General features: G+C 70.3%; 20 protein-coding genes. 7 read left to right on the top strand and 13 right to left on the bottom strand.

What is annotated here, in order from left to right:
• Positions 1-193: 193 nt before the first annotated feature.
• Positions 194-1,147 carry a heme o synthase gene (locus tag ACFWBB_RS38450; protein ID WP_385282619.1) on the bottom strand — a complete coding sequence of 318 codons (954 nt, stop codon included), beginning with the start codon at positions 1,145-1,147 and terminating at the stop codon, positions 194-196.
• Between the two features lie 355 nt (positions 1,148-1,502).
• Here ACFWBB_RS38450 and tkt point away from each other — a divergent pair, with 355 nt between their 5' ends.
• The 5 genes from tkt to pgl are packed head-to-tail and all read left to right on the top strand — an operon-like array spanning position 1,503 to position 8,175.
• Positions 1,503-3,590 (top strand): transketolase, encoded by a 2,088-nt coding sequence (tkt, locus tag ACFWBB_RS38445; RefSeq protein WP_385282616.1) that lies wholly within the window; start codon positions 1,503-1,505, stop codon positions 3,588-3,590.
• A 33-nt stretch (positions 3,591-3,623) separates the two neighbouring features.
• Entirely contained in the window at positions 3,624-4,742 is a 1,119-nt protein-coding gene (gene tal, locus ACFWBB_RS38440; RefSeq protein WP_385282613.1) for a transaldolase, read from the top strand.
• Positions 4,743-4,745: 3 nt separating this feature from the next.
• On the top strand, positions 4,746-6,269 hold the full coding sequence (gene zwf, locus ACFWBB_RS38435; RefSeq protein WP_385282622.1) for a glucose-6-phosphate dehydrogenase: 1,524 nt from the start codon (positions 4,746-4,748) through the stop codon (positions 6,267-6,269).
• Entirely contained in the window at positions 6,266-7,396 is a 1,131-nt protein-coding gene (gene opcA, locus ACFWBB_RS38430; RefSeq protein WP_385282610.1) for a glucose-6-phosphate dehydrogenase assembly protein OpcA, read from the top strand. The genes zwf and opcA overlap by 4 nt, the downstream gene beginning before the upstream one ends.
• Positions 7,393-8,175: a 6-phosphogluconolactonase gene (pgl, locus tag ACFWBB_RS38425; protein ID WP_385282607.1), complete on the top strand. Its 783-nt coding sequence runs from the start codon at positions 7,393-7,395 to the stop codon at positions 8,173-8,175. The genes opcA and pgl overlap by 4 nt, the downstream gene beginning before the upstream one ends.
• A 31-nt stretch (positions 8,176-8,206) precedes the next feature.
• Here pgl and ACFWBB_RS38420 read toward each other — a convergent pair whose 3' ends face one another.
• The 12 genes from ACFWBB_RS38420 to uvrC all read right to left on the bottom strand — a co-directional run bounded on the left by ACFWBB_RS38420 (position 8,207) and on the right by uvrC (position 24,066).
• Positions 8,207-9,265 carry a hypothetical protein gene (locus ACFWBB_RS38420; RefSeq protein ID WP_385282604.1) on the bottom strand — a complete coding sequence of 353 codons (1,059 nt, stop codon included), beginning with the start codon at positions 9,263-9,265 and terminating at the stop codon, positions 8,207-8,209.
• A 109-nt stretch (positions 9,266-9,374) separates the two neighbouring features.
• On the bottom strand, positions 9,375-11,027 hold the full coding sequence (gene pgi, locus ACFWBB_RS38415) for a glucose-6-phosphate isomerase (RefSeq protein ID WP_385282601.1): 1,653 nt from the start codon (positions 11,025-11,027) through the stop codon (positions 9,375-9,377).
• A gap of 417 nt (positions 11,028-11,444) precedes the next feature.
• Positions 11,445-11,780 (bottom strand): RNA polymerase-binding protein RbpA, encoded by a 336-nt coding sequence (locus tag ACFWBB_RS38410; RefSeq protein WP_078615979.1) that lies wholly within the window; start codon positions 11,778-11,780, stop codon positions 11,445-11,447.
• 211 nt (positions 11,781-11,991) lie between these two features.
• Positions 11,992-12,222: a preprotein translocase subunit SecG gene (gene secG / locus ACFWBB_RS38405; protein WP_020131907.1), complete on the bottom strand. Its 231-nt coding sequence runs from the start codon at positions 12,220-12,222 to the stop codon at positions 11,992-11,994.
• A 127-nt stretch (positions 12,223-12,349) separates the two neighbouring features.
• On the bottom strand, positions 12,350-13,126 hold the full coding sequence (gene tpiA, locus ACFWBB_RS38400) for a triose-phosphate isomerase (RefSeq protein ID WP_385282597.1): 777 nt from the start codon (positions 13,124-13,126) through the stop codon (positions 12,350-12,352).
• Between the two features lie 5 nt (positions 13,127-13,131).
• Positions 13,132-14,343, bottom strand: a complete 1,212-nt coding sequence (locus ACFWBB_RS38395; RefSeq protein WP_385282594.1) for a phosphoglycerate kinase — start codon at positions 14,341-14,343, stop codon at positions 13,132-13,134.
• Positions 14,344-14,498: 155 nt separating this feature from the next.
• Positions 14,499-15,509 carry a type I glyceraldehyde-3-phosphate dehydrogenase gene (gene gap / locus ACFWBB_RS38390; protein ID WP_385282591.1) on the bottom strand — a complete coding sequence of 337 codons (1,011 nt, stop codon included), beginning with the start codon at positions 15,507-15,509 and terminating at the stop codon, positions 14,499-14,501.
• A gap of 229 nt (positions 15,510-15,738) precedes the next feature.
• Positions 15,739-18,693, bottom strand: a complete 2,955-nt coding sequence (locus ACFWBB_RS38385) for a M14 family zinc carboxypeptidase (RefSeq protein WP_385282588.1) — start codon at positions 18,691-18,693, stop codon at positions 15,739-15,741.
• 144 nt (positions 18,694-18,837) lie between these two features.
• Positions 18,838-19,827 carry a DNA-binding protein WhiA gene (gene whiA / locus ACFWBB_RS38380; protein WP_385282585.1) on the bottom strand — a complete coding sequence of 330 codons (990 nt, stop codon included), beginning with the start codon at positions 19,825-19,827 and terminating at the stop codon, positions 18,838-18,840.
• Positions 19,818-20,885, bottom strand: coding sequence for a uridine diphosphate-N-acetylglucosamine-binding protein YvcK (yvcK, locus tag ACFWBB_RS38375; RefSeq protein ID WP_385282582.1), 1,068 nt, complete (start codon positions 20,883-20,885; stop codon positions 19,818-19,820). Before yvcK ends, whiA begins: the two co-directional genes overlap by 10 nt.
• Positions 20,882-21,949 (bottom strand): RNase adapter RapZ, encoded by a 1,068-nt coding sequence (gene rapZ / locus ACFWBB_RS38370; protein WP_385282579.1) that lies wholly within the window; start codon positions 21,947-21,949, stop codon positions 20,882-20,884. The genes yvcK and rapZ overlap by 4 nt, the downstream gene beginning before the upstream one ends.
• Positions 21,946-24,066, bottom strand: a complete 2,121-nt coding sequence (gene uvrC, locus ACFWBB_RS38365; RefSeq protein ID WP_385282576.1) for an excinuclease ABC subunit UvrC — start codon at positions 24,064-24,066, stop codon at positions 21,946-21,948. Before uvrC ends, rapZ begins: the two co-directional genes overlap by 4 nt.
• A gap of 304 nt (positions 24,067-24,370) precedes the next feature.
• On the opposite strand from uvrC, the gene ACFWBB_RS38360 reads away from it, so the two are divergent.
• Positions 24,371-25,339 carry a hypothetical protein gene (locus tag ACFWBB_RS38360; RefSeq protein ID WP_385282573.1) on the top strand — a complete coding sequence of 323 codons (969 nt, stop codon included), beginning with the start codon at positions 24,371-24,373 and terminating at the stop codon, positions 25,337-25,339.
• Positions 25,340-25,507: 168 nt separating this feature from the next.
• The gene (locus tag ACFWBB_RS38355; RefSeq protein WP_385282570.1) at positions 25,508-26,434 is read left to right on the top strand and encodes a carbohydrate kinase; all 927 of its coding nucleotides are present in this window, start codon (positions 25,508-25,510) and stop codon (positions 26,432-26,434) included.
• Positions 26,435-26,486 lie beyond the last annotated feature (52 nt).

Here is a 26,486-nt window from a genome sequence, read left to right as displayed (position 1 = left end):
TGGCGTGGTGTTTACCCAAAACCTGTTTGGTTTCGCCCTGGCCCGGTAGCCACCCGCGGGTTTGCTCGCCGGGCGCGGGGGGGGGGGGGGGCCCTTCACCCCCCCCCCCGGCCGTTCAGCCGTGATGAGGCGTACCGGGCCGTCCTGAGGGGACCCGGCGAAGAAAGGGAACCCGGCGGGGCTCAGCGGGGACTCAGCGGAGGAAGGGGTCCACGGCGACCGCCACGAACAGCAGCGAGACATAGGTGATGGACCAGTGGAACAGCCGCATCTCCTTCAGCTTCCCGCCCGTGGCCTCGGCCCTGGCGCGGTTCTGCAACGCGTGCGCCTCCCACAGCCACCAGCCGCCGGCCACCAGCGCGACCGAGGTGTAGAACCACCCGGTGTAGCCCAGCGGGGTCAGCAGCAGGGAGACGGCGACCATCACCCAGCTGTACAGGACGATCTGCCTGGCGACCGTCTTGTTGGAGGCCACCACCGGCAGCATCGGCACGCCCACGCGCGCGTAGTCGTCCCTGACCTTCATGGACAGCGGCCAGTAGTGCGGCGGCGTCCAGAAGAACATGACGAGGAAGAGGACGACCGGCGCCCAGGACATCGAGTCCGTCACGGCCGACCAGCCGATCAGCACCGGCATACAGCCGGCGATGCCGCCCCACACGATGTTCTGCGAGGTGCGCCGCTTGAGGATCATCGTGTAGACGACGACGTAGAAGAGGAGGGCGCCGAGGGCGAGCCAGGCCGACAGCCAGTTGACGGTCAGACCGAACAGCAGTGTCGAGACCACCGCGAGGGTGATTCCGAAGGCGAGGCATTCACGCGGGCTGACCATCCCGGTGACCAGCGGGCGCTGCGAGGTGCGGTCCATCAGGGCGTCGATGTCGCGGTCGATGTACATGTTCAGCGCGTTCGCGCCGCCCGCGGACAGATAGCCGCCGAGGCAGGTCAGGACCACCAGGCCGAGGTCCGGAACGCCCTGCTGCGCCAGGAACATCACCGGGACGGTGGTGATCAGCAGCAGCTCGATGATCCGCGGCTTGGTCAGCGCCACGAACGCCTTGACCCGGGCCCCTACCGGCCGCCGGCTCGGGCTCTGGCTCGCCCCGACAATCCCCGCTGGACGGGATTCAACGGCCGTCACGCACACCCCTGACAGAGACTCCCAGCAAGCCTCCCCATGTGAATGCGGGGTAAAGGCTCACGCGTACCACGCCACTGTAGACGTTGCCCATACCCCGACATTCGCGGGGGTGGGGTCGTGTTGGTCGACGCCCGCGAAAGAGCCGGAAGGCACTCTGTTGAGCACTCGTACGAGCGGCTCCGTATTCACTTGCCGAACAGGGAACACACCGGTCGGGGGGCGGATCGCGAAGCTACCCGGCAGTCTGGATCGACTCGAAAAAATGCACGTTCTCACGGGGGTAGGCTCGACAACGGCCGGTGGGCGCCGCGTGCACCGGCATTCGACATGCGTGACATGTGGAGAGGAGCCCTGACCCAGGGTGAGCACCAAGCCGACCACAACAGACCTCGAGTGGACCGAGTTGGACCAGCGGGCCGTGGACACCGCCCGCGTCCTGGCCGCCGACGCCGTACAGAAGGTCGGCAACGGCCATCCCGGTACGGCGATGAGCCTGGCGCCTGCCGCGTACACCCTCTTCCAGAAGGTGATGCGGCACGACCCGGCGGACGCCGACTGGGTCGGCCGCGACCGCTTCGTGCTGTCCGCGGGCCACTCGTCCCTGACGCTCTACACCCAGCTGTACCTGGCCGGTTTCGGCCTGGAGCTGGACGACCTGAAGTCGTTCCGCACGTGGGGCTCGAAGACGCCGGGTCACCCGGAGTACGGCCACACCACGGGCGTCGAGACGACGACCGGCCCGCTGGGCCAGGGTGTCGCGAACGCCGTGGGCATGGCGATGGCCGCCCGCTACGAGCGCGGTCTGTTCGACCCGGAGGCCCCGGTCGGCGAGTCGCCGTTCGACCACTTCGTCTACGCGATCGCCGGTGACGGCTGCCTCCAGGAGGGCATCTCCGCCGAGGCGTCCTCGCTGGCCGGGCACCAGAAGCTGGGCAACCTGGTCCTGCTGTGGGACGACAACCACATCTCGATCGAGGGCGACACGGAGACGGCCGTCTCCGAGGACACCGCCAAGCGCTACGAGGCGTACGGCTGGCACGTGCAGCGCGTCGCCCCCAAGCCGGACGGCGACCTGGACCCGCACGCCCTCTACGACGCCATCGAGGCCGCGAAGCAGGTGACGGACAAGCCGTCGTTCATCGCGATGCGCTCGATCATCGCCTGGCCCGCGCCGAACGCGCAGAACACCGAGGCCGCGCACGGCTCGGCGCTCGGCGACGACGAGGTCGCGGCCACCAAGCGCGTCCTCGGCTTCGACCCGGAGAAGTCCTTCGAGGTCGCGGACGAGGTCATCGCCCACACCCGCGGCGCCCTGCAGCGGGGTGCCGACGCGAAGGCGGAGTGGGAGAAGTCCTTCCAGCTCTGGCGGGACAACAACGCCGAGCGCGCCGCCGAGTTCGACCGCGTCGCCGCGGGCGAACTGCCCACCGGCTGGGAGGAGAAGCTCCCGGTCTTCGAGCCCGGCAAGGGCGTCGCCACCCGTGCCGCGTCCGGCAAGGTGCTCCAGGCGCTCGGCTCGGTCATCCCCGAGCTGTGGGGCGGCTCCGCCGACCTCGCGGGCTCCAACAACACGACGATCGACAAGACGTCGTCGTTCCTCCCCGAGGGCAACCCGCTGCCCGAGGCGAGCCCGTACGGCCGCACCATCCACTTCGGTATCCGCGAGCACTCCATGGCCGCGGAGATGAACGGCATCGCCCTGCACGGCAACACGCGCGTCTACGGCGGCACGTTCCTCGTGTTCTCCGACTACATGCGCAACGCCGTACGCCTGTCCGCCCTGATGCACGTGCCCGTCACCTACGTGTGGACACACGACTCCATCGGTCTCGGCGAGGACGGCCCGACGCACCAGCCGGTCGAGCACCTCGCGTCGCTGCGCGCGATCCCGGGCCTGAACGTGGTCCGCCCGGCCGACGCCAACGAGACGGCCATCGCCTGGCGCGAGATCCTCAAGCGCTGGACGAAGGTCTTCGGCAAGGGCGCCCCGCACGGGCTGGTCCTCACCCGCCAGGGCGTACCGACCTACGAGCCCGACGAGAACGCGGCCAAGGGCGGCTACGTCCTGTTCGAGGCTTCCTCGGGGACGCCTGAGGTGATCCTCATCGCGACCGGCTCCGAGGTGCACGTCGCCGTCGAGGCGCGCGAGCGGCTGGAAGCCGACGGTGTGCCCACGCGCGTGGTGTCCATGCCGTCCGTCGAGTGGTTCGAGGAGCAGGACCAGGGGTACCGGGAGAGCGTTCTGCCCCCGTCCGTCAAGGCCCGGGTCTCGGTCGAGGCGGGTATCGGCCTCACCTGGCACAAGTACGTCGGGGACGCCGGCCGCATCGTTTCCCTGGAGCACTTCGGTGCTTCCGCCGACGGCAAGGTCCTCTTCGAGGAGTACGGCTTCACTGCCGAGAACGTGGCCGCGAAGGCCCGGGAATCCATCGCCGCCGCCCAGCGCTGACGCTCACACACGACCCGTAGGAGATGTAATTCCATGACAGACGCACTCAAGCGCCTCTCCGAAGAAGGCGTCGCGATCTGGCTGGACGACCTGTCGCGCAAGCGGATCACGTCCGGCAACCTCGCCGAACTGATCGACCAGCAGCACGTCGTGGGCGTCACCACCAACCCGTCGATCTTCCAGAAGGCCATCTCGCAGGGCGACGGCTACGACCAGCAGCTGTCGGACCTCGCCGCCCGCAAGGTCACCGTCGAAGAGGCCATCCGCATGATCACGACGGCGGACGTCCGCGACGCCGCCGACATCCTGCGCCCGGTCTTCGACGCCACCGGCGGCCAGGACGGCCGGGTGTCGATCGAGGTCGACCCGCGCCTGGCGCACCACACCAAGCCGACGGTCGCCGAGGCCAGGCAGCTCGCCTGGCTGGTCGACCGCCCCAACACGCTGATCAAGATCCCGGCCACGATGGGCGGCCTGCCGGCCATCACCGAGGTCATCGGCCTCGGCATCAGCGTCAACGTCACGCTGATCTTCTCGCTGGAGCGCTACCGCCAGGTCATGGACGCCTACCTGGCCGGCCTGGAGCAGGCCAAGGAGCGCGGCCTGGACCTGTCGAAGATCCACTCGGTGGCGTCCTTCTTCGTGTCCCGCGTGGACACCGAGATCGACAAGCGGCTCGACGCGCTCGGCACCGACGAGGCCAAGGCCGCCCGCGGCAAGGCCGGCCTCGCGAACGCCCGGCTCGCCTACCAGGCGTACGAGGAGGTCTTCGCCGGCGAGCGCTGGGCCGCGCTGGAGAAGGCGGGCGCCAACAAGCAGCGTCCGCTGTGGGCCTCCACCGGTGTGAAGGACCCCGCCTACAAGGACACCCTGTACGTGGACGACCTGGTGGCGCCGAACACGGTGAACACCATGCCGGAGGCGACCCTGTTCGCCGCCGAGGACCACGGCGCGATCACCGGCAACACCGTCGCCGGCACCTACGAGCAGGCCCGCGCCGAGATCGACGCCGTCGAGAAGCTCGGCATCTCCTACGACGAGGTGGTCCAGCTCCTCGAGGACGAGGGCGTGGACAAGTTCGAGGCGTCCTGGAACGACCTGCTCAAGTCGACCGAGGCGGAGCTCCAGCGCCTCGCCCCCTCGGAGGGCTGAACCCTGTCGAGCAGCAACCCGCTGCGTGACCCCGCCGACCGACGGCTCCCGCGTATCGCGGGGCCGTCGGGCCTGGTCATCTTCGGCGTCACGGGCGATTTGTCCCGGAAGAAGCTCATGCCCGCCGTGTACGACCTCGCCAACCGGGGTCTGCTGCCGCCGGGCTTCTCACTGGTGGGCTTCGCCCGCCGCGAGTGGGAGCACGAGGACTTCGCACAGGAGGTCCACGACGCGGTCAAGGAGCACGCCCGCACGCCCTTCCGCGAGGAGGTCTGGCAGCAGCTCGTCCAGGGCATGCGCTTCGTGCAGGGCACCTTCGACGACGACGAGGCGTTCGAGCGGCTGCGCGGCACGATCGAGGAGCTCGACAAGGCGCAGGGCACGGGCGGCAACTTCGCCTTCTACCTCTCCGTGCCGCCGCGGTCCTTCCCCGTAGTCATCCAGCAGCTGAAGAAGCACGGGCTGGCCGACCAGAAGAACGGCTCCTGGCGACGCGCGGTCATCGAGAAGCCCTTCGGCCACGACCTCGCCTCGGCCGAGGAGCTCAACAAGGTCGTCCACGAGGTCTTCGGTTCGGACCAGGTCTTCCGCATCGACCACTACCTCGGCAAGGAGACCGTCCAGAACATCCTGGCGCTCCGCTTCGCCAACACCATGTTCGAGCCGATCTGGAACCGGTCCTTCGTGGACCACGTACAGATCACCATGGCCGAGGACATCGGCATCGGCGGCCGGGCCGGCTACTACGACGGCATCGGCGCCGCCCGTGACGTCATCCAGAACCACCTGCTCCAGCTCATGGCCCTCACCGCCATGGAGGAGCCCGCCTCCTTCGACGCCGACGCGCTGGCCGCCGAGAAGACCAAGGTGCTCGGCGCGGTGCGGCTGCCGAAGGACCTGGGCCGCGCCACCGTGCGCGGTCAGTACGCGGCCGGGTGGCAGGGCGGCGAGAAGGCCGTCGGCTATCTCGAAGAGGACGGTATCGACCCCAAGTCGAAGACCGACACCTACGCGGCCGTCAAGCTGGAGGTCGACAACCGCCGCTGGGCGGGCGTCCCCTTCTACCTGCGCACCGGCAAGCGCCTCGGGCGACGGGTCACCGAGATCGCGGTGGTCTTCCAGCGGGCCCCGCACTCTCCCTTCGACTCCACGGCCACCGAGGAGCTCGGCGCGAACGCGATCGTCATCCGCGTCCAGCCGGACGAGGGCATCACGGTCCGCTTCGGCTCCAAGGTCCCCGGCACCTCCATGGAGATCCGGGACGTGTCGATGGACTTCGCCTACGGCGAGTCCTTCACGGAGTCCTCGCCCGAGGCGTACGAGCGGCTCATCCTCGACGTGCTGCTGGGCGACTCGAACCTCTTCCCCCGCACGGAAGAGGTGGAGCTGTCCTGGAAGATCCTCGACCCGATCGAGCAGTACTGGGACAAGAACGGCAAGCCCGCGCAGTACCCGTCGGGCACCTGGGGGCCCGTCGAGGCCGACCAGATGCTCGAGCGAGACGGACGGAGCTGGCGCCGGCCATGAAGACGGACCTCACGGACACCACTGCCAGCAAGATCAACAAAGCGTTGGTGCAGGGCCGCCGCGCGATCGGCACACCCGCCGTCGGCATGGTGCTCACCCTCGTCGTCGTCACGGACGAGGAGAACGCCTACGACGCCCTGAAGGCGGCCAACGACGCGTCGCGCGAGCACCCCTCGCGCACGCTCGTGGTCATCAAGCGCGTCTCGCGCTCCCCCCGGGGCCGCACCCAGTCCCGCCTCGACGCCGAGGTGCGGCTGGGCGCGGACGCGGGCAGCGGCGAGACGGTGATCCTCCGGCTGTACGGCGAGGTCTCCGACCACGCCCAGTCCGTCGTGCTGCCGCTGCTGCTGCCGGACGCGCCGGTGGTGGTCTGGTGGTCGGTGGACGCTCCGCGCGACCCCGCGGGCGATCCGCTGGGCGCCCTGGGCCAGCGCCGGGTCACCGACAGCTACGCGGCCGAGAAGCCCATCAACGAGCTGCGGGGCCGCGCCGAGGGCTACGAGCCGGGTGACACCGACCTGGCGTGGGCCCGGATCACCCCGTGGCGCTCGATGCTGGCCGCCGCGCTCGACCAGGTCAGCTGCGAGATCGTGTCCGCGGAAGTGGCTGGCGAGGAGTCCAACCCGAGCGTCGAACTGCTCGCCATGTGGCTCGCCGACCGGCTCCATGTGCACGTCCGGCGCGCGGTCTCGGCCGGCCCCGGTCTGACCCAGGTCCGGATGGAGACCACCGGCGGCCCGATCACGCTGCACCGGTCCGACGGCGCGATGGCCACCCTGGCGCTGCCGGGCCAGCCGGACCGCGCGGTTGCGCTCAAGCGCCGCGAGACGTCCGAGCTGCTCGCGGAGGAGCTGCGCAGGCTCGACCCCGACGACACGTACGCGTCCGCGCTGCGGTTCGGCGTGGACCGGCTCGGCGGGCTCCAGTCGGCCGCGGAGCGGGTGGCGGAGCGGGCCGAGGCCGCCACCCAGCCCACGCCGTCCCTCCCGGTCCGTACGGTGCCGGAGCCGGCGGCGGGCGGCGACTCCGCGCCGGCTGCGTCGCCCGCCACCCCCTCGGGACAGGACGATGCCGACCGGCCTTCTCCGGCGCAGATGCCGCCGGTCAGGAAAGCGGACCCGCAGTGAGCACTCCCCAGCTGGTCGTGCACCACGACAAGGAACTGATGGCGCAGGCCGCCGCGGCCCGTCTCATCACGAAGATCGTGGACGCCCAGGCCTCCCGGGGCCAGGCGTCCGTGGTCCTCACGGGCGGCCGCAACGGCAACGGTCTGCTGGCCGCGCTGGCCGCCGCGCCCGCCCGCGACGCCGTCGACTGGGCCCGGCTCGACCTGTGGTGGGGCGACGAGCGCTTCGTGCCCGAGGGCGACCCGGAGCGCAACATCACGCAGGCCCGAGAGGCGCTGCTGGACTCCGTCCCCGTGGACGCGAAGCGCGTGCACGCCATGCCCGCGTCCGACGGTCCGTACGGCGCCGACGTGGAGGCGGCCGCGGCCGCCTACGCCGAGGAGCTGGCCCGCGCGGCAGGACCGGAGAACCATGGCGGCGTGCCCGCCTTCGACGTCCTGATGCTGGGCGTCGGCCCGGACACCCATGTGGCCTCGCTCTTCCCGGAGCTGCCGGCCGTGCGGGAGACCGAGCGGACGGTGGTCGGCGTCCGGGGCGCGCCCAAGCCCCCGCCGACCCGGATCACCCTCACCCTCCCGGCGATCCGGGCGGCCCGTGAGGTGTGGCTGCTCGCGGCCGGCGAGGACAAGGCACAGGCTGCGGCGATCGCCCTGTCCGGCGCGGGCGAGATCCAGGCCCCGGCGGCGGGCGCCCGGGGCAGGTCCCGCACCCTGTGGCTCCTGGACACGGCGGCGGCCTCACAGCTTCCGAGGTCGCTGTACCCTCCGGCGTCCGCCTGACCCGGTCAACCGCTCCACAGAACCCGTACGGTCAACCACCGTACGGGTTCTGCCCGTTGTGGGGCCGGTAGGAACCGTACGGCTGCTGCGGCGACGGGGCGTACGGTGAGGGCGCGCCCTGCCGATAGGGGTTGCCCTGGGGGTACGGCTGTCCGGGGACCGGTGCGTGCGGCTGTACCGGGGCCGGTGCGTACGGCTGTCCGGGGACCGGTGCGTGCGGCTGTACCGGGGCCGGTGCGTACGGCTGTCCAGGGGCCGGTGCGTACGGCTGTCCGGGGACCGGTGCGTACAGCTGCCCGTACGGGTTCCCCTGGGGCGGGACCTGGGGCGCCGCCCCCGCGGGTGTCGGCGGCAGGGTGGCCGGGTGGGCCCCGAGCCGGATGCCGTACCGCCGCTTGAGGCGGCGCATCTCCAGCAGCGCGAGCCCCGTGACCGTCACCGGTGCGCCCAGGATGAAGACGACGCCCATCGTGAGGTTCAGTCCGTGCAGATCGCCGGTGACCAGGTCGGAGACGGCCATCAGCCAGGTCGTCACCGTGGCGAGCAGCGGCGGCAGGCAGCGGTGCACCGCGGCGGAGCCGAAGAAGTTCCCCGACAGCCGGACGGCGCCGGCCATCACGAAGACGGCCATCCAGAGGCCCACCAGGGTGAGCAGCATCTTCGGCACCAGCCCGAACATCTCGCTCGACCGGAAGATCCCCACGGTCGTGAGAAGACAGCCGACGAAGAGCAGCAGCAGTTTGAGGGAGTCGACGAGCGGCGTCCTCAACTGGCGGACGGTGCCGGTGCGCCGCCAGATGAAGAGCATGACGCCGACCGTGAGAGGGGTGAGGAAGAACAGGACGGCGGAGGCGATCGCCGTGTTCTCCAGCATCTCCTCGAAGGCGAAACCGCCCTGGACGAAGGTGTAGACCCCGACGGCAGCGACCGCCCCGGCGATGACCCTGCCGCGCTTGAGCCGTTCCACCGTCGGATCGACCGCTTCCGGTATCCACGCCGGATGGAACACCGCCGAAGCCACCCGATAGGGCTTCAGGAAGGAGCGGACGGTCAGCGAGCCGTCGGTCCAACTCCTGCGCGTACTGGTCACGTTGCTCTCCCCCCGAGAGATCGGCCTCATGATCGCCGGGGAGTCTACGGGAAGCGGACGGCCATGTGCCGCCCGCTTCCCGCTTCCCGCCTCTCCCGTGCGGTGACCGCTACCGGCCGCGCAACTCCCGGTACTTGGCGACCAGGGCCTTGGTGGACGCGTCCAGGCCGGGGACCTCGGCGCCCTCGGTGAGGGCGGGCTCGACGCGCTTGGCGAGCACCTTGCCGAGCTCCACGCCCCACTGGTCGAAGGAGTCGATGTTCCACACCGCGCCCTGCACGAACACCTTGTGCTCGTAGAGCGCGACGAGCTGGCCGAGGACCGAGGGGGTCAGCTCACGCGCGAGGATCGTGGTCGTGGGGTGGTCGCCCTTGAACGTCTTGTGCGGCACCAGTTCCTCCGGCACACCCTCCGCACGCACCTCGTCCGGCGTCTTGCCGAAGGCCAGTGCCTGCGTCTGGGCGAAGAAGTTCGCCATCAGCAGGTCGTGCTGCGCCCTGAGCTCCTCGCTCAGCTCGGCGGCCGGCTCGGCGAAGCCGATGAAGTCCGCCGGGATGAGCTTCGTACCCTGGTGGATCAACTGGTAATAGGCGTGCTGCCCGTTGGTGCCCGGCGTGCCCCAGACGATCGGGCCGGTCTGCCAGTCCACCTCCCTGCCGTCCCGGTCGACGGACTTGCCGTTGGACTCCATGTCCAGCTGCTGGAGATAGGCGGCGAACTTGGACAGGTAGTGGCTGTAGGGCAGCACGGCGTGCGACTGGGCGTCGTGGAAGTTGCCGTACCAGATCCCCAACAGCCCCAGCAGCAGCGGCACGTTGGACTCGGCGGGCGCGGTCCTGAAGTGCTCGTCGACGAGGTGGAAGCCGTCGAGCATCTCCCGGAAGCGGTCCGGGCCGATGGCGATCATCAGCGACAGGCCGATCGCCGAGTCGAAGGAGTAGCGGCCGCCGACCCAGTCCCAGAACTCGAACATGTTGGCCGTGTCGATGCCGAAGCCGGCCACCTTCTCGGCGTTCGTCGACAGGGCGACGAAGTGCTTGGCGACGGCCGTCTCTCCCCCGCCGAGCGCGTCCAGCAGCCAGCTGCGGGCCGAGGTGGCGTTGGTGATCGTCTCGATGGTGGTGAAGGTCTTCGACGCGATGACGAACAGCGTCTCGGCCGGGTCCAGGTCGCGGGTGGCCTCGTGCAGGTCGGCGCCGTCCACGTTGGACACGAAGCGGACCGTGAGGTCGCGGTCGGTGTAGCCGCGCAGCACCTCGTAGGCCATCGCCGGACCGAGGTCGGAGCCGCCGATGCCGATGTTCACCACGTTGCGGATCCGCCGGCCGGTGTGGCCGGTCCAGGCGCCGGAGCGGACCCGGTCGGCGAAGTCGGCCATCCTGTCGAGGACGGCGTGCACCCCCGGGACGACGTTCTCCCCGTCGACCTCGATCACCGCGTCGCGCGGGGCGCGCAGGGCGGGGTGCAGGACGGCACGGTCCTCGGTGGTGTTGATCTTCTCGCCGCGGAACAGGGCGTCCCTGAGGCCGAAGACGTCGGTCGCGGCGGCCAGTTCGCGCAGGAGCCGCAGTGTCTCGTCGGTGACCAGGTGCTTGGAGTAGTCGATGTGCAGGTCACCGACCTGCAGCGTGTATCCGGCACCGCGCCCGGGGTCGGCGGCGAACAGCTCCCGTAGCCGCACCTCGCCGAGTTCCTCGCGGTGTTCGGCCAGAGCGGTCCACTCGGGCGTCCGGTTGAGCCTCGTACGGCCGTCTGCGTTCATGTCGGACTTCAGCCCTCTTTCCTCATCTGTCCGTGCTGCGCACGTCTTGCCCGCCGGTTCCAACCTAGTTGATCAGCGCGTCACACGAGCGGACGGGCCACGGTCGTACGGGGCAACAACAGGTACGTCCGCGTTGCCCACGGGTATCAACGCGGGGCCGGGGAGAGTGCGCGGGAACAGGGCCATGGAGACGTTCCCGAGGAGCGCCTGAAGGCCTGAGGGGTGGTCAGCAGGAAGGCGAGGGCGAGCGAAGAGGGGGCCGCCGGCGTGGCCGGGGGCATGGCTCGGGAGGCATGGCCCGGGCGCGGGCGGCGACGAGTGGACGCCGTACGGTGTCCACGGCCGACGGGCGGACAGCCGCCCGTACGTGAAACGGGTCCGGCCAGGCGCCCTCGGGCACCCGGCCGGTCTCGGTTGCTAGATCTCGCCCCGCAGTTTGGCGAGCGCCTCGGCGAGGATCGCCTCGCCGTCCGCGTCGCTGCGCCGCTCCCGCACATAGGCGAGGTGCGTCTTGTAGGGCTCGGTGCGCGGTGGGTCCGGGGGGTTGTCCCGGTCCTGTCCGGCGGGAAAGCCGCAGCGCGGGCAGTCCCAGGTCTCGGGAACCTGCGCGTCGCTGGCGAAGCTGGGCACCGTCTCGTGTCCGTTGGAGCACCAGAAGGAGATGCGCAGACGCGGCGCGGACTCGCCCCGCTCGGCCTCGCCCATCGGCCCCGCCCCGACCCGGCTTCCTCGGATCGCGTTGCCACTTGCCACGGTCGTAACTCCCTGCGTGATGGTGCCGCAAAGCGAGTCGGCGTTTCGCTTCGCTGCGAGCGCCTCAGTCTACGTAAGGCCCAACGCGCGTCCAGTGCTTGGAGTTACAGCTTCCACACCTAGACGCAAGCCCCATGATAGGCCGCGCTCAGCTGCGCGTACCGAACATGGGGCCTTACGTACCGGAATGTGCGTGCCTGTGCGAAGCTGATCAGCTGTTCGTCTTCATCACGATGCCGAGAACGATGATGCAGGCGAACCACAGCAGACCGATCACGACGGTGATGCGGTCCAGGTTGCGCTCGGCGACCGAGGAGCCGCCGACGGACGACTGCATACCGCCGCCGAACATGTCGGAGAGGCCGCCGCCCTTCCCCTTGTGCATCAGCACCAGCAGCATCAGCAGCAGGCTGAAGACGATCAGGGCGATCGAGAACCCCAAAACCACGGCTGGACCAACTTCCTCGGATTCGGATAACGACTCGGACGAACGACGGGGGCATAGCGACAACCGCTATGCCCCCGCAAGGGTACGACGGATCGCCGCTACCGCATACTCACAGTTCGGATCACTGATCGCGGAAGCGCACGATCTTGACGAACTCTTCGGCGTCCAGTGAGGCACCGCCGACCAGCGCGCCGTCGATGTCGGCCTGCGCCATGATCTCGGCGACGTTGCCGGACTTCACGGAGCCGCCGTACTGGATGCGGACCTTGTCGGCCAGCTCCTGGGTGTAGAGCTCGGCGATCTTGCCACGGATGGCGGCGCAGACCTCCTGCGCGTCCTCGGCACCGCAGACCTTGCCGGTGCCGATGGCCCACACGGGCTCGTAGGCGATCACGATCGTCTCGGCCTGCTCGGCCGGGAGATCCTTGAGGCCGCCCTCGACCTGGGTGAGGGTGTGCGAGACGTGGTTGCCCGCCTCGCGGACGTCCAGCTCCTCACCGACGCACAGGATCGGGGTCAGACCGTGCTTGTAGGCGGCCTTGACCTTGGCGTTCACGAGCTCGTCGGTCTCGTTGTGGTACTGGCGGCGCTCGGAGTGGCCGATCGCCACGAACGTGCACTTCAGCTTGGCGAGCATGGCGCCGGAGATCTCGCCGGTGTAGGCGCCGGAATCCTGCGCCGAGATGTCCTGGGCACCGTACTTGATCTTGAGCTTGTCGCCGTCGACCAGCGTCTGCACGGAGCGCAGGTCGGTGAAGGGCGGCAGGACGGCGACCTCGACGGCCTCGTAGTCCTTGTCGGCCAGGGCGAAGGCGAGCTTCTGGACGTGGGCGATGGCCTCGAGGTGGTTGAGGTTCATCTTCCAGTTGCCCGCCATCAGCGGCGTGCGAGTGGTCATGCGGGTCAGCCCTCCAGTGCGGCGAGGCCGGGGAGCGTCTTGCCCTCGAGGTATTCGAGGGAGGCGCCGCCACCGGTCGAGATGTGGCCGAATGCGTTCTCGTCGAAGCCCAGGAGGCGGACGGCCGCGGCGGAGTCGCCGCCGCCGACGACCGTGAAGGCCGGGGAGTCGATGAGGGCCTGGGCGACCGCCTTGGTGCCCTCGGCGTAGTCGGGGTGCTCGAAGACGCCCATGGGGCCGTTCCAGAAGACGGTGCCGGCGTCGGCGAGCTTCGATGCGTAGAGCTTGCGGGTCTCGGGACCGATGTCCAGGCCCAGCTCGTCGGCGGGGATGGCGTCCGCGGCGACGGTGTGGGGGTTCCCCGGCGCCTTGGTCTTCAGGTCCGGGAACTCGGTGGAGGTCAGCACGTCGACGGGGAGGACCAGCTCGACGCCGTTCTTCTCCGCCCGTTCGATGTACTCCTGGACGACCGGGAGCTGGTCCTCCTGGAGGAGGGAGGTACCGACCTCGTACCCCTTGGCCTTCAGGAAGGTGAACAGCATGCCGCCGCCGATGAGGAGGCGGTCCGCCTTGCCCAGCAGCTGGTCGATGACGGCGAGTTTGTCGGAGACCTTGGAACCGCCGAGGGCCACGACGTAGGGCCGCTTGACGTCCTCGGTGAGCTTCTTCAGGACGCCGACCTCGGTGGCGATGAGGTAGCCGGCGGCGTGCGGCAGGCGGGCCGGGAGGTCGAAGACCGAGGCGTGTCCCCGGTGCACCGCGCCGAAGCCGTCGCCCACGTACAGGTCGGCGAGTTCGGCGAGCCGGTCGGCGAAGGCGCCGCGCTCGGCGTCGTCCTTGCTGGTCTCGCCCGCGTTGAAGCGCAGGTTCTCCAGGACGGCGACCTGCCCGTCGGCGAGGCCCGCTACCGTGGCGGCGGCGGACTCGCCCACCGTGTCGGTCGCGAAGGCCACGGCGGAGCCGAGGAGTTCGCCCAGCCGGTCAGCGGCGGGGGCGAGCGAGAAGGCGGGGTCCGGCGCGCCCTTGGGACGGCCCAGGTGCGAGGCGACGACCACCTTGGCGCCCGCGTCCGCGAGGGCCTTGACGGTGGGCAGGACGGCGCGGATACGGCCGTCGTCGGTGATGGTGCCGCTGTCGAGCGGCACGTTGAGGTCGGCGCGGACGAAGACCCGCTTGCCTGCGACGCCTTCGGCGAGAAGTTCGTCGATCGTCTTCATTACGGGGGCTCCTGAGAAGGGCTCGTGGTGCTCGTGATCGCTCGTGATCGCCGGCGACCGTGAGGAAGGCTGATCCGTACGTGCGTCAGGGCTCGGGCGGCGCGTCCCTGCGCTGCCCGAGCCCTGCGCTCACATCGAGGTGCCCGCTCTGTCGGTCAGAGCTGGTCGCCGACGAAGACCGTCAGGTCGACGAGGCGGTTGGAGTAGCCCCACTCGTTGTCGTACCAGCCGAGGATCTTCACCGAGTTGCCCTCCTGGACCATGGTCAGGGAGGAGTCGAAGGTGCAGGAGGACGGGTCGCCGACGATGTCCGAGGAGACGATCGGGTCCTCGGTGTACGTCAGGTAGCCCTTGAGGTCGCCGTCGTCGGCGGCCTTCTTGAACGCGGCGTTGACCTCGTCCTTGGTGACCTCGCGCTGGAGGGTCACGACCAGGTCGGTGGCCGAGCCGGTCGGGACCGGCACGCGCATGGCGATGCCGTCGAGCTTGCCCTTGAGCTGCGGGAGGACCAGCGCGGTGGCCTTGGCGGCACCCGTGGTGGTCGGGATGATGTTCTCGGCGGCGGCGCGGGCGCGACGCAGGTCCGAGTGCGGGAAGTCCAGGATGCGCTGGTCGTTGGTGTACGCGTGGACCGTCGTCATCAGACCCTTGACGATGCCGAAGTTCTCGTCGAGGACCTTGGCCATCGGCGCCACACAGTTGGTGGTGCAGGAGGCGTTGGAGATGACGTGGTGGTTGGCCGCGTCGTACTTGTCCTGGTTGACGCCCATCACGATGGTGATGTCCTCGTCCTTGGCCGGAGCCGAGATCAGGACCTTCTTGGCGCCGCCGGCGATGTGCTTCTCGGCGTCGGCCTTCTTGGTGAAGATGCCGGTCGACTCGATCACGATGTCGACGCCCAGGTCGCCCCAGGGGATGTCCGCCGGGTTGCGCTCGGACAGCACCTTGATGGTGTGACCGTCGACGGTGATCGTGTCGGCGGTGTGCGACACCTCGGCCTTGAGGCGGCCCAGGATGGTGTCGTACTTGAGCAGATGTGCGGTGGTCGCGGTGTCACCCAGGTCGTTGACAGCCACGATCTCGATGTCAGCACCCTGCTCCAGCAGCGCGCGGAAGTAGTTACGACCGATGCGGCCAAAGCCGTTGATGCCTACGCGGATCGTCACGAACCGATCTCCTCGTTGGTACGCCGGCTATGCGGTGCCGGCGAGCTGTATTTGGGATGTCCCCGACCACCACCGACCCTACCTCTCCGAGGCCGCCGGAGTGACATCGACTCCGCCCATACACGGCAGGGCGGTCCGTACCCGCCAGTAGGGGTACGGACCGCCCAGGCCGGAAGACCCGATCACTCGATTCGATTACGAACTGTCACTGGGAGTTGACCGCCGCGTTTCAGCTCTCAAGTGAGTTGAGTGCCTTTCCGATGAGCGTCCTGCGGTCGGCCGCCGAGGTGACGTGCTCCAGGCCGAAGCCCAGCAGCACGGTGTCGTCGGTGGTGACCGCTCCGTAGGTCTGGAACAGGGCGCCGGTGCGCGCCCAGTCCTTAAGGACGGCCGGGCTGCCCGGGGGCGGCCCCGTGACCCGCCAGGCCCCGAGTGACGTCTCGAAGCCCTCCGTCTCGGTGGCGGTGCCGCCGACGACCAGCGAGGCGTCGTCCGCGAGGACTCCGTGGCCGCCGCTGCCGGGGTCGGTGACGTAGGCGATCGAGATCTCGACGTTCTTGCCCGCGTAGCCGCTGAGGTCGAAGTTCAGCTGCTGCCAGCCGCTGGAGGCGCCGGTGAGGGCGTTCCAGGAGCCGGTGGTGCCGCTCGCGGCGCAGTCGCCGGAACCGGGGGTGAGGTAGTGCTTCAGCCAGGGGTGCTCGCCGACGTAGAACCCGGCGCCGCACTCCGCGGGTACGGCGGTGCTGGTGGCGCCGCCCGCCTCGGGGAGCGTCGTCCAGTCGTCGGCGCCGACCGTGTGGATCTCGACGACGGCGTTGTCGTAGCCGGGCTCGGTGTCCCACAGCAGCCGGGTGCGCAGAGCCGGCTTGCTCGCCGCGGCGACACCGCTGAGGTCGATGGTGCGGGTGAGGCGCTTGTAGCCGTCGTCGGTGTGCACGGCGGCGGCCATGTACGAGCCCGTGTACGGACCGTACGGGTTGACCGTCCCGGCGAACTGGCCGGCACCGGCGCCGGCGAACTGCGGGTACGCGGCGGCCGGCAGTTCGTCCGAGGTGACGCCGTAGGTGCCCGCCCGGTCGAGCGGGTTGCCGGTCGCCGGGCCGAGGGTTGCGCCGGCGCCGCCGAGCCTGCCGGAGCCGGTGAAGCCGGTGGCGCCGGGGGTCGACGTACGGGAGTAGGCGCCCAGGTAGTACTGGCTGAAGTCGTTCGAGGGGGTGCCGTCGGCGAGGGCGACGCTGCCGCCGGCCAGCTCGCCCGCCTCGATCAGCTTGCCGCCCTCGTTGAGGAAGGCGCGCAGTTCGAGCTGGGTCGGGTTGCCGGGGACACTCGCGCCCGTGTAGTGGACGACCGTGCCGAAGTGGCTCAGCACGCCGAGCGCGTCGGGCGCGCCCTGGGTGGCGACGTCCCAGACGAGCGCCTTGCGGCCGTTGGCCTTCAGCGCGTCGACGTAGGTCTGCGCCTGTGTGGCGGCCGTGCCTTCCTCGGCCACGACCAGGGTGTCGGCCTTGGGGCGGTCGGCGATCGTGTAGGTGAAGTGCGCGCTGGAGACCTTCTTGCCCTTCTTGGTCTCGCCCGTGAACCACACCTCGACCTTGTCGCCCGGCTTGCCCTCCTTCACCTTGGCCCGGTACTCGTCGAAGTAGAGGTTGTCCGCACCGCCGTAGGTCTCGCCGCCCTTCCAGGCCTTGAGTTCCTGGTCCCGCGTACGGCCGCCGTTGACGCGGTACTTGAGCTCCTTGTCGCGGATCGCCTTGCGTACGACGACGGAGATCTTCTGGTCCTTGCCGCGCGAGTACGACGTGGTGAACGGCGCCGGGGTGAAGTCGGCGGCGCTCAGGCCGACCGAGGACGACGGCGTGTCGGGGTGCGCGACGCTCTCGGCGACGGAGAGCGCGAACGGGACGTTCTTGGCGAACTCGTCCTGGATCAGCTTCTCGTCGTCCGGGAAGTTGAAGACCGACTGGCAGTCGGAGGCGTTCCACCGGTCGTTCGGGTCGATGCCCGACGCGGTCTGGCAGGTCGACATCTCGGGGGTGAACATCCCCATGCCGTTGACGTTCGCCGCGTGCCCGTCGGCCTCGCCGTTGGTGGTGTACAGCTCCGAGGAGACCTGTGGGTGGTAACCCGGGACCGCGGAGTTGCCGGGGGTGCCGGCGAGCGCCTTGTAGGCGACGTCGTCCGGGGTGTCGGTCGCGACCTGCCAGCCGACGCCGTAGAGGAGCAGCTCGGCGGCGGAGTGGTAGTTGATGCCGTAGGTGAAGCCGATCCGCTTCTCGAAGGCGTCGAGCGCCTTGGTCTCGGGCTCGGAGCCGGGGCTCGCGCCGCGGTAGGTCTCGCTGGTGGGGTTGGGGGACGAACCCTCGTTGTCGTAGCCCCACTTGTAGGCGAAGTTGCGGTTGAGGTCGACGCCGTCACCGGTGGAGATCACGCCGTCGCCGTTGACGTCCCGCAGGTTCTTGCGCCACAGGCGGTTGGCGGCGTTCTCGAAGGTGTAGTCGTAGCCGTCGGGGTTGGCCGACAGGACGAACCACAGCTCGCTGGAATCGACGATCTTCTTGACGCGCTGGTCGGTCTTGTAGTGGTCCAGGTAGTAGTGCATCAGCCGCCGGGTCATCTCCGGGGTGATCCACTCACGCGCGTGCTGGTTGGACATGTACAGCACCGAGGGCTTGGAGCCGTCCGTGGACTTCTTCGCGTCCCTGGTCAGTTTGAGCGCGAGGATGTCCTGGCCGCCGACGGTCTTGCCGAGCGAGACGACCTTGGTGAGGCCCGGGTTCTCCTGGCCGGTGCGGAGGATCTCCTCCTTGAGGCCGCCGCTGCCGCTGTAGGGGCGGAACACCCCGTCGGAGGCCGCGTCGAGGCGGTTCTCCGCCTTGGCCGAAAGGGTGTGCTCGGTGAGTTCGACGCCCTGCTTCCCGAGCTTCTTCGCCTGCTTGTCGGTGAGGTAGACCTCGACCGTGGCGGTGCCCTTGCGGGGCACCTGCTCACTGAGTTCCTGACCGTCCTGGCCGGTCGCCAGCAGCAGGGGTACCTGCTGCTGCGTGACGTCGGCGCGGAAGACCTTGACCTCGTCCGCATCGGGCTTCGGTGTGTTGCCGGGCTGTGCCTGGGCGACGGGTGCGAGTGCCGCTCCACCGAGCAGCAGCGCGCCGACAGCGAGGATCGATCTCGCTCTTCGTCTCATGAACCCCCCTAGCCTGAGTCCGCCCCAGCAGCGAACCCTGCCAGGCTCATGACAGTTCATGATCCAGTCAAGAGCGCCACAAAGCCACGAAAACGCCGGTGGCGTCGCCCGTTCGGACGACGCCACCGGCGTTCTGAAGGGCCGTCAGCCGACCAGGTTGTCGGCGAGCTCGTCGCTGAGGTTGGCGTCCGTGCCCGGGATGCCGAGGTCGGAGGCGCGCTTGTCGGCCATCGCCAGCAGCCGGCGGATCCGCCCGGCGACCGCGTCCTTCGTCAGCGGCGGGTCGGCGAGCGCGCCCAGCTCCTCCAGGGAGGCCTGCTTGTGGTCCATGCGGAGCCGGCCGGCCGCCGCGAGATGCTCGGGAACCTCGTCGGCGAGGATCTCCAGGGCGCGCTGGACACGGGCCCCGGCGGCGACGGCCGCGCGCGCCGAGCGGCGCAGGTTGGCGTCGTCGAAGTTCGCGAGCCGGTTCGCCGTGGCGCGCACCTCGCGGCGCATCCGGCGCTCCTCCCAGGCCAGCACCGAATCGTGTGCGCCCAGCCGGGTGAGCAGCGCGCCGATCGCGTCGCCGTCACGGACCACGACCCGGTCGACCCCGCGCACCTCGCGGGCCTTCGCGGCGATGGACAGCCTGCGGGCGGCGCCGACCAGCGCGAGCGCGGCCTCCGGGCCCGGGCAGGTCACCTCGAGGGAGGACGAGCGGCCCGGCTCGGTGAGCGAGCCGTGCGCGAGGAAGGCCCCGCGCCAGGCCGCCTCCGCGTCGCAGGTCGCGCCTGAGACCACCTGCGGTGGCAGACCCCGGATCGGGCGGCCGCGGCCGTCGACGAGTCCCGTCTGCCGGGCCAGCTGGTCACCGCCGGCGACCACCCGCACGACATAGCGCGAGCCGCGGCGCAGACCGCCCGGCGCCATCACGATCAGCTCCGAGCTGTGCCCGAAGATCTCCAGGATGTCCCGCTTGAGCCTGCGGGCCGCCATCGCGGTGTCCAGCTCCGCCTCGATCACGATGCGCCCGCTCACCAGGTGGAGGCCGCCGGCGAACCGCAGAATCGCGGAGACCTCCGCCTTTCTGCAGCAGGTCCGGGTGACGGGAAGCCGGGAGATCTCATCCTTCACCGCTGCCGTCATCGCCATGGGCCGATCCTTCCATGCATCCGAAAAATACGGTCGTACGCGGCGGCCAACAGCTCCGGGTCGTGCCTCGGGGTTCCGTCGGGCCGGGCCACCGGCGCCAGCTCGACCGCGGCGCCGAACCTTTTGGCGGCGTCGGTCAGCGAGTCGCGGTCGGGCACGGCGGCCACGTCGGCCAGCACCACGTCCAGGGCGAGTTTAGGGGCGTGTCGCCCCAAAACCTCCAAATGACGCTGCGGGGAGAAGCCGTCGGTTTCTCCGGGCTGCGGGGCGAGGTTCAGGGAGAGCACACGGCGCGCCTTCGTCTCCACGAGGGCGTCCAGCAGATCGGGCACCAGCAGGTGCGGCATGACCGAGGAGAACCAGGAGCCGGGTCCGATCACCACCCAGTCGGCGTCCAGGACGGCGGCGACCGCCTCCGGGACGGCCGGCGGGTCGTGCGGCACCAGGTGCACGGACTGCACCTCGCCGGGCGTCAACGCCACGGTCGCCTGTCCCCGTACGGTGTCGACGTCGTCCGGCCGCTCCGGATCGTGCCCCTTGACCAGCGCCTGGAGCTCCAGCGGTACGGCGGACATGGGCAGCACCCGCCCCTGCGCGCCCAGCAGCCTGCCGACCAGGTCCAGCGCCTGCACGTGGTCGCCCAGCTGCTCCCACAGGGCGACGATCAGCAGGTTGCCCACCGCGTGGCCGTTGATCTCGCCCTGCGACTGGAAACGGTGCTGGATGACCCGCGCCCAGGTCTGCCCCCAGTCGTCGTCACCGCACAGCGCGGCCAGCGCCTTGCGCAGGTCGCCGGGCGGCAGCACACCCAGCTCCTCGCGCAGACGTCCGCTGGAACCACCGTCGTCGGCCACCGTGACGACGCCGGTGAGGTCGCCGGTGATCCGGCGCAGCGCGGTGAGCGAGGCCGACAGTCCCATGCCGCCGCCGAGGGCGACGACCTTGGGCTGGGTGCCGCGGCGGCGCGGTTTGCCGCCGCGGGCCTCGACCGGCCGGCTCACGCGCCCGTCGGGGGCGGCCCTGCGCAGCCGGCCGAGCCGTGGAGAACGTCCTGTCATTCCCGTCCCATGTCCCGGTGCACGACCACCGTCTCCACGCCCTCGGCCGCGAGTCGCGCGGCGAGCTTCTCCGACATGGCCACCGAGCGGTGCTTGCCGCCGGTACAGCCGACCGCGATGGTCACATAGCGCTTGCCCTCGCGGCGGTAGCCCGCGGCAACCAGCTGGAGGAGCTCGGCGTACCGGTCGAGGAACTCCTTGGCGCCGGGCTGGTTGAGGACGTACGCCGAGACCTCCTCGTTGAGGCCGGTGTAGGGGCGCAGCTCGGGGACCCAGTGCGGATTGGGCAGGAAGCGCATGTCCACGACGAGGTCGGCGTCGACCGGCAGACCGTACTTGAAGCCGAAGGACATGACGGTGGCCCGCAGCTCGGGCTCCTCGTCACCGGCGAACTGGGCGTCCATCTTGGCGCGCAGTTCGTGCACGTTGAGGCTGGAGGTGTCGATCACCAGGTCGGCGTCGCCGCGCAGCTCACGCAGCAGCTCGCGCTCGGCGTCGATGCCGTCGACGATGCGGCCGTCGCCCTGGAGCGGGTGTGGGCGGCGCACGGACTCGAAGCGGCGGACCAGGGCGTCGTCGGAGGACTCCAGGAAGACGATCCGGCGGGTGACGCCCTTCGTCTCGAGGTCCGCGAGGGACTCGCGGAGGTTGTCGAAGAAGCGCCGGCCGCGGACGTCGACGACGACCGCGATCCGCGCCACGTTGCCCTGGGAGCGGGCGCCCAGCTCCACCATGGTGGGGATCAGGGCGGGCGGGAGGTTGTCGACGACGAACCAGCCGAGGTCCTCCAGACACTTGGCTGCCGTCGAGCGGCCGGCCCCGGACATGCCGGAGATGATCACCAGCTCGGGGATGGCCGCCTCGGGGATCCCGGGCGGCGTGACGTCCGTACTCACCTGTGCTCCGTCTTCCTGCCGTACTTCTTGCTGAGGGCTGTCGGGGACCGCGGGGTGCGCGGGGGAATCCTCGCCGGGTTCCCTGGGTCCCTGCTGGGGCGCGCCTGTGGGCACCGTAGTGGGCGTCTGTTCCTGCTCTGCCGCGGGGTGTGCGTCGTGCTCGGTCATGTCTCCTGCCCCCGTCGTTCTTCCGGAGCGCCCGTCGTCACGGGGTCTCCGGGGAAACCCGCTGTCGTATCGGGTTCCTCATCATCAATGATCTCTCCGGTCGCCGTGTTCACGGCGGGGGCGGGCGCTGCCGCCCGGGCCAGGGCCACGGCGATGGTCTCGGCCGTCTTGCGGCCTATGCCGGGGACCTCGCAGATCTGGTCGATCGTCGCGGCGCGCAGCCTCTTCACCGAGCCGAAGTGCTTGATCAGTGCCTGCTTGCGGGTCTCGCCGAGGCCGGGCACCTCGTCCAGGGGCCCGGCGCGGAAGCGCTTGGCCCGCTTGGTGCGCTGGTAGGTGATCGCGAAGCGGTGGGCCTCGTCGCGAACGCGCTGGAGCAGATAGAGGCCTTCGCTGCTGCGGGGCAGGACGACCGGGTCGTCGTCGTCCGGCACCCAGACCTCCTCCAGGCGCTTGGCGAGGCCGCAGACGGCGATGTCGTCGATGCCGAGCTCGTCCAGCGCCCGTTTGGCCGCCGCGACCTGCGGCTGACCGCCGTCGACGACGACGAGCTGGGGCGGGTAGGCGAAGCGCTTGGGGCGGCCGTCGTCGTCCTTGAGGCTGCTGGTGAGGGGCGCCTCGGTGCCGTCGACGAGGGCCGTCCCGGTGCCGTCGGCCAGGGCAGTCCCGGTGCCGTCGGCGAGGGTGTCGGCGCCGTCGGTCCACTCCCCCGTCCGCTCCTTCTCGGCGATGTACCGCCTGAAGCGGCGGGTGATCACCTCGTGCATGGAGCGGACGTCGTCCTGGCCCTCGAAGCCCTTGATCTGGAAGCGGCGGTACTCGCTCTTGCGCTGGAGCCCGTCCTCGAAGACGACCATGGAGGCCACGACGTCGTCGCCCTGAAGGTGCGAGATGTCGTAGCACTCGATCCGCAGCGGCGCGCTGTCCAGGTCGAGGGCGTCGGCGATCTCCTCCAGGGCACGCGAGCGCGTGGTCAGATCGGAGGCGCGCTTGGTCTTGTGCAGGACGAGCGCCTGCTGCGCGTTGCGTGCGACGGTCGACATCAGGTCCTTCTTGTCGCCCCGCTGCGGGATGCGCAGAGACACGTTGGACCCGCGGCGCTGGGTGAGCCACTCCTGGACGGGTTCGACGGGCTCGGGCAGGGCTGGGACCAGGACCTCCTTGGGCACGGAGTCGCCCCGCTCCTCGCCGTACAGCTGCTGGAGGGCGTGCTCGACGAGGGCGCCCGTCGTGACGTCCTCCACCTTGTCGGTCACCCAGCCGCGCTGACCGCGTACGCGTCCGCCGCGGACGTGGAAGATCTGGACGGCCGCCTCCAGCTCGTCCTCGGCGACCGCGATCAGGTCGGCGTCGGTCGCGTCGGCGAGCACGACCGCGTTCTTCTCCATGGCCTTCTTGAGCGCCTCGATGTCGTCGCGCAGGCGGGCGGCCCGCTCGTACTCCATCTCCTCGGCCGCTTCCATCATCTGCTTCTCCAGGCGGCGGAGGTAGGTGCCGGTACGGCCGGCCATGAAGTCGCAGAAGTCCTCGGAGAGTTCGCCGTGCTCCTGGGCGGAGACCCGGCCGACGCACGGCGCCGAGCACTTGCCGATGTAGCCGAGCAGACAGGGCCGGCCGGTGCGGGCGGCGTTCTTGAAGACGCCGGCGGAGCAGGTGCGCACGGGGAAGACCCGCAGGAGCAGGTCGACCGTGTCCCGGATCGCCCACGCGTGCGCGTACGGCCCGAAATACCTGACGCCCTTCTTCTTGTGGCCGCGCATCACCTGGACGCGCGGGTACTCCTCGTTCATGGTCACCGCGAGGTACGGGTAGCTCTTGTCGTCGCGGTACTTGACGTTGAACCGGGGGTCGTACTCCTTGATCCAGGAGTACTCCAGCTGGAGCGCCTCGACCTCCGTGGACACCACCGTCCACTCCACCGACGCGGCCGTGGTGACCATCGTGCGGGTGCGCGGGTGAAGGCCGGCCAGATCCTGGAAGTAGTTCGCCAGGCGCTGACGCAGGCTCTTCGCCTTTCCGACGTAGATCACCCGGCGGTGCTCGTCGCGGAACCGGTACACCCCGGGAGAGTCCGGGATCTGTCCCGGCTTGGGGCGGTAGCTGGAGGGGTCGGCCATGTCTCACACCCTACTGGCGCGGGGTGACACTCCGGTGGGCTGTGGACAACGGCCGGGTGTCCGCAGGGGCTGTGGACAAGCGGGCAGCACCGACGGGCACCGCAGGCACCGACTCGGCCACACGCACGTGCCACTCGGGCATCAGGTGTTGTCGGGACTTGGTCAACACGCTTCAATGCGGGGGAACTCGGGCCCTGAGGGCGCCCTACGGATGTGAAGGGGCTCCGGCGGCACCGGCCGGGCCCCGATCACCCACACGAACGGTCCGACCAGCCGTCGTGAGCATTCACAGAGAGGCCCCTGCATGCCGCACGCCACACAGCACGCGGACGCCGCCGTCGACGCCGCCTCCGCGGAACTGGACACGGCCCTGCGCGGCGGTCCTTTCCACGTCGCGCTGCGGGCCGCGATCGCCGCCCGTGGCCTGCCCCTGCAACGCGTCCAGCACCATCTGTCGCGCTACGGGGTGAAGGTGGGCGTGACGAGCCTGAGTTACTGGCAGCAGGGCGCCCGGCGGCCGCAGCGTCCCGAGTCGCTGCGTGCCGTACGCGCGCTGGAGGAGATCCTGCAGCTGCCGGACGAGTCCCTGATCCGGCTGCTCGCGGAGCCCGGCGGCGGGGCCGGCCCCACGGTGACCGGGCCGTCGGCGGGCCGCTCCTACCGCTCGCTCCTGGCAGCCTCCGGCATCCTCGAACAACTGCTCGGCGAACTGGAGTGCCCCGTCGACGGCGGGCTGCACACCCTGGGTCACCACGAGCGGGTCCGCATCGGGTCGCGCCGGGAGCTCCTGGGACGCGAGTCGCAGCACATCGTGCGGGCCCACCGTGACGGCGTGGACCGCTTCGTGGCCGTCCACCACGGCGACCCCGGATGCGCACCCGAGCGGATGACGGTGCACGCCCTGGAGAACTGCCGGGCCGGCCGCGTCCGGCGCCACCACGACACCGGCGTGCTCGTGGCCGAGCTCCTCTTCGACACCCGCCTGCGGGCCGGCGACACCTTCCTCTTCCGCTACGGCGTCGAGGACGGCACCGCCGACGTGTCCCGCGAGTACGTCCGCGGCTTCGGCGCGGCCGGCGGCCAGTACGCCCTCCAGATCCGCTTCGACGAGAACGCCGTGCCGGTGCGCTGCCACCGGTTCACCCAGCACTCGGCGGCGGCCCCGCGCGGCGGCCGCCAGGAGCTGCCGCTGAGCGGCCGGCACCGCTCGGTACACCTCGTCGAACCACGGGTGCGGCCGGGCATGGTCGGCATCGGGTGGGACTGGGATTGAACGGCGGGCGCCGGCGGCCCAGGGCGCTCGACGCAGGCTTTTACGCACGGCTCCGCAATGGGGTAGCTTCCCGGCCGGCGGCTCACCCGCTCCGTCGTCCATCGCACGTCGTGCGGCTGCCCCGCGGACAACGGTCCGGGCGGTCGCAGGCCAGAGAGGAACCGCTCCGTGATCGTCGTCGCCGGTGAGGCCCTGATCGACCTGGTACCGCAGGGCGCGGGCGCCCTCGCGGCTCTCCGGCCGGCGCTCGGCGGCGGCCCGTACAACACGGCCGTGGCCCTCGGCCGCCTGGGCTCCGCCACGGCCTTCTGCTCCCGCACCTCGCGGGACGCCTTCGGCGAGGCGCTGCTCGCCCGGCTGCGGGACTCGGGCGTGGACGTGTCCGCGGTTCAGCGCGGTACGGAGCCGACCACCCTCGCGGTCGCCACCCTCGACGGGAACGGTTCGGCCGCCTACTCGTTCTACGTCGACGGCACCGCCGACCGGCTGTTCACCGCCCCGGACTCGCTGCCCACGGGCACGCGCGCGGTGTCCTTCGGCACCTGCTCGCTCGTCCTGGAGCCCGGTGCGAGCGCGTACGAGGAGCTGATGCGGGCCGCGGCGGCGCAGGGGCTGTTCACGGCGCTCGACCCGAACATCCGGGCCGGGCTGATCCCCGACGCCGACGCCTACCGGGCCCGTTTCAAGAGCTGGCTGCCCTCGGTGTCGCTGCTCAAGCTCTCCGAGGAGGACGCCGCGTGGCTGGGCGGCACTCCGCGCGAGTGGCTGTCCGCCGGTCCGTCCGCTGTCGTGATCACCCAGGGCGGGGACGGACTGACCGCCTTCGCCCAGGGCGGCGCCGTGTACTCGGTGCCGGGCGAGCAGGTGGAGGTCGTGGACACCATCGGCGCCGGGGACACCGTGAACGCGGCTCTGCTGCACGGCCTTTCGGTACGGGACGCCCTGTCCCCGGAGGGGCTCGCGGACCTGGGCGCCGACGACTGGGAGCGGTTGCTGCGGTTCGCTGCCCGCGCGGCGGCGATCACCTGCTCACGGGCCGGCGCGGAACCGCCGTACGCCGCCGAACTGGACGAACTCCGGGACCTGCGCCGGTAGGGCTGTTGGCCCAGGGGTTGGTGGGGTTCATGGGGTTGACGGGGTGGATGCG

The organism is Streptomyces sp. NPDC060000 (assembly GCF_042737375.1).
GTDB lineage: Bacteria > Actinomycetota > Actinomycetes > Streptomycetales > Streptomycetaceae > Streptomyces.
Note: the sequence above shows the minus strand (reverse complement) of the source record. Positions and strands in the feature narration are given on the sequence as shown.